This window comes from Sporichthyaceae bacterium (genome assembly GCA_036493475.1).
Classification (GTDB): domain Bacteria; phylum Actinomycetota; class Actinomycetes; order Sporichthyales; family Sporichthyaceae; genus DASQPJ01.
In genome coordinates, this window is sequence record DASXPS010000198.1 from 1 (window position 1) to 1573 (window position 1573).

Here is a 1573-nt window from a genome sequence, read left to right on the forward strand (position 1 = left end):
CGATTTGCGGGAGGGGAAGCGGGCGGCGCGGATGCGGCCTTCCCCGCCGTGGGATTCTCGGGCGGCGACCTCGCGTTGCAGGCAGGCGACCAGGAACTCCTCGTGGGTCCAGGACTCCGCGCGGGCGCGTTCGGCGAGGCGGGGAATGGAGTCGCGCAGGGTGGGCGCCTTGAGCGCCCGGGTCAGGAACGCGACCTCACCGGTCAGGTCACGGGCGGTGGTGTGCTTGGCGGCAGCGCTGGTGGGTGTCACGCGACTGTCCCCTCGTCAATGCCGAGGGCGGTGTCGTAGTCGGCCAGGCAGCGGATCTCGACCTCTGGTTGCGGGACTGGGCGCAGCTGCCCGATGCGGTCCAGGCGCAGCCGTTTCGCGGCGGTGACGTGCTCTGGGTCGGAGATGCTCTGATGGCGGGCCCAGACCCGCTCGTGGTCGGCGACGAGTTTGCCCTGGCAGAAGGCCCGGACCCGGTCCAGATCGGCGACGACCTCGATACGGCGGCCGATCATCGCCGGGTGCACTGAGTAGTCGTTGCTGTCCAGGCGCACGTAGTAGTCGCGGGGCAACCGCAGCGACGCGCGCCATCCGGTGGCCGGCGCGACCGGGGGCAGGGCGAGCATGCCGGTCTTGTCCGCGCCGATCCGGTCCACGGGTGCACACCCCAACACACGCTTCGGCCGCCGGTTGGCCAGCTCGAGCCAAGCCGTCAGTTGGGTGTTGAAATCCGCCGGTGAGCAGAAGCTGCGCCCGGGCAGGAACGAGGTCTCCAGATAGTCATGCGCCCGCTCGATGACCCCTTTCGCTTCCGGATCACGTGGCCGCAAGACCAGTACCTTGGCGGCAAGGGTGCCCCGGAAGGCCTGGCACTCGGCGGTCAGCTTGTTACGGCCACCGCCGTACTCACCGACCGCCCCCTCGCCGTCCCAGACCAGCACCCGGGGCACCGCACCCAGCGCGGTGAGATGGCTCCACCAGCCGCGGTAGAGGTCTTCGGCGGTGCGGGTCGGGATCAGCCGGGCGAACAACATCCGCGAGTAGGCGCTCACCATCGTCAACACCGGTAGTTGTTTGGCCGTTCGGGACTGCCCGAACCCGACCGGCAGCTCGATGTCGGGGAACCAGAAATCGTGCTGGGCGATCTCTCCGGCCACATACGCCGTGCGCGAGGACGGGTCCGGCGGCAGGTAGGCCGGCCGCAACTCCCGCACCCGCTCGGACAGCACCGTCATCCCACGCGTCCACCCGATGCGCTCGGCGATCACCGTGGCCGGCATCGTCGGACACGTCTGAAGCAGCGCCCGCACCCGCCGCTCGACCTCATCCACGATCGACCCCTGAGGCGCCCGCACATACTTCGGCGGGCCGTCGCCGCGCAGCGCCGACCTCACCGTGTTCTTCGAAATCCCCAACGACCGCGCGATCACCTTGATCGGAACCCCCTCGGCACGATGCAGCCGGCGGATCTCAGCCCAATCCTCCACGTCCAACATCCCTTCAGTCCTCCCCAGCTCCGGTAAGAGCCAGGGTTGAACGCAGGGGGTCAGATTTCCGGCGACGACACGGGGTCAGCTTTCAG

At 69.2% G+C, this 1573-nt stretch carries 2 protein-coding genes; both read right to left on the reverse strand.

Features of this window, described 5'->3' with window-relative positions; translation table 11 throughout:
* Positions 1 to 252, reverse strand: a 252-nt coding sequence (locus VGJ14_19170; GenBank protein HEY2834550.1) for a transposase, incomplete at its 3' end; no start/stop codon positions are given.
* Positions 249 to 1487, reverse strand: a complete 1239-nt coding sequence (istA, locus tag VGJ14_19175) for an IS21 family transposase (GenBank protein ID HEY2834551.1) — start codon at positions 1485 to 1487, stop codon at positions 249 to 251. The genes VGJ14_19170 and istA, both read right to left, overlap by 4 nt.
* Between the last annotated feature and the right edge of the window lie 86 nt (positions 1488 to 1573).

Bases quoted from the DNA above. Each gene is read 5' to 3' on its own strand.
- istA (HEY2834551.1), bottom strand. From the start codon at position 1,487: ATGTTGGACGTGGAGGATTGGGCTGAGATCCGCCGGCTGCATCGTGCC.